We start from the raw sequence: 1,935 nt of genomic DNA on the forward strand, positions 1-1,935 counted from the left end.
TAGGTCACCGGAGGTACGCGGGTCAGGGGGAGCGGAGCAGTTCCCAGTGAAGGGCGTCGACGGCCTTTCCGCCGGGCAGCACGTCGGCAGCGGTCTCGCGCCCCCAGATGGTGAACCCCAACCGGTCGAGCACGGCGTTGCTGGCCACGTTGTCCTCGGCGGTCTGGGCCACGAGCCGGCGCATGCCGAGCCCGCCATCGCTCCGGGGCGTGAACGCGTGCTCGACCACCGCCTGCGCGGCAGCGGTCGCGACCCCGCGACCGCGTGCACTGGGCAGCACCTGGTAGCCCAGCTCGGCGGTGTCGTCCTCGAGGGTGCCCTCGGTGACGAACACGAGCACCTCACCCAGTGCGGCATCCGACTCGGCGTCGGCGATGCACCAGCTCTGGGCCACGCCGAGCGACATCCGCTCGCGTCGCACGAGCAGCCACTCGGGAAAGGTGTCGGCGTCGAGCACGCCCCGCGCAGGCATGTAGTGCGCCGGCTGGTCGCGGCCCTCGAGGTGGGTGACGTCGTCATCGCTCCACGGGCGCAGCAGGATGCCGTTGCCCCCGTCGGCGGTGAGCAGCGGTGGGTCGGCCCACGGGGTCCGGGGGTCCATGACGTCGTCGGCGCCCAGGCTGCCCCGCCACATGTCGATCGCGGTGCCGCCCGCAGGGTCGACCGAGGCCTGGGGGGTGGTGCCGTGGTGGGTGAAACCGCACGCCCACGCCACCCGCCACGACGCGAAGTTGCCGCGCTCGGCCTCCCAGTGCATCCGGACCCCGCCCTGCTCGAACCACCACCGGCAGACCAGGCGCAGGGCACCGGCCATCAGGCCCTGGCCCCGCCCGTCGGGGTGCAGCCCGTAGCCGATGCTGGCCGCGCCCCCCGCGATGGGGCGCACGTCGATGGTGCCGAGAAAGCGCGCCTGCGGGTCCGCGGCATCCGAGATCGCCCAGAGCCGGTTGCCGTCCTCGGCCATCCAGCCGGACTCGATGATCGCGAGGAACTCGCGGGCCTGCTCCAACGCATAGGGGCGCGGAACGGTGGTCCACCGGACGCTCTCGGGGTCGATGGACTGCTCGACGATGGCCTCGGCATCGTCGGGGCGGTGGGCGCGAAGGCGCACCACACCATCGGTGAGCTCGGGCACGCACCCGGGGAACGGCATCCTCGTCATGCCCCCCACCCAACCATCCGACTCCTCCCCGGGGAACCGCATTTTGTGCTGCGTCGTTGGCCTGACCGGTGAGTCGGACACGGGTCCGGCGGCCGTCCGCCTGCTCGACTACCCTAGGCAGGTCCACCCCGTGGTGGTCACTGCCGCACGTCCGCTGCCTGAGGAGTCCCCTGCCGTGAAGATCGTCGAGAAGCTGTTGCGCGCCGGTGAAGGCCGCATCCTCAAGAAGCTCGACAACCTCGCGGCCCAGGTCAACGCGATCGAGGAGGACTTCGAGAAGCTGACCGACGCCGAGCTGCGGGCCGAGACGGACGTCTTCAAGAAGCGCCTCGCTGACGGTGAGACCCTCGACGACATCCTGCCCGAGGCGTTCGCCGCGGTGCGCGAGGCCAGCAAGCGCACGCTCGGCAAGCGGCACTTCGACGTGCAGATCATGGGTGGCGCGGCGCTGCACATGGGCAACGTCGCCGAGATGCGCACCGGTGAGGGCAAGACGCTCGTCGCGACCCTGCCGTCCTACCTCAACGCCCTGACCGGCAAGGGCGTGCACGTCATCACCGTCAACGACTACCTCGCGGAGTACCAGTCCGAGCTCATGGGGCGCGTGCACCGCTTCCTCGGCCTCGAGACCGGCTGCATCCTCGCGTCGATGACGCCCGAGCAGCGGCGCGCCGAGTACGCCAAGGACATCACCTACGGCACGAACAACGAGTTCGGGTTCGACTACCTGCGCGACAACATGGCCTGGTCGGTCGACGAGCTCGTGCAGCGCG

General features: G+C 70.7%; 1 protein-coding gene and 1 pseudogene. One reads left to right on the top strand and one right to left on the bottom strand.

Annotated elements, in window-relative coordinates; genetic code table 11:
- Window positions 1-22: 22 nt before the first annotated feature.
- Window positions 23-1,162 carry a GNAT family N-acetyltransferase gene (locus tag PLL68_RS14475; RefSeq protein WP_324535286.1) on the bottom strand — a complete coding sequence of 380 codons (1,140 nt, stop codon included), beginning with the start codon at window positions 1,160-1,162 and terminating at the stop codon, window positions 23-25.
- Window positions 1,163-1,337: 175 nt separating this feature from the next.
- On the opposite strand from PLL68_RS14475, the pseudogene PLL68_RS14480 reads away from it, so the two are divergent.
- Window positions 1,338-1,935 (top strand): annotated as a pseudogene (locus PLL68_RS14480) (preprotein translocase subunit SecA); the annotation flags it as partial.

The organism is Ornithinibacter sp. (genome assembly GCF_035443565.1).
GTDB lineage: Bacteria > Actinomycetota > Actinomycetes > Actinomycetales > Dermatophilaceae > Fodinibacter.

Bases quoted from the DNA above. Each gene is read 5' to 3' on its own strand.
- PLL68_RS14475 (WP_324535286.1), bottom strand. From the start codon at position 1,162: ATGACGAGGATGCCGTTCCCCGGGTGCGTGCCCGAGCTCACCGATGGT.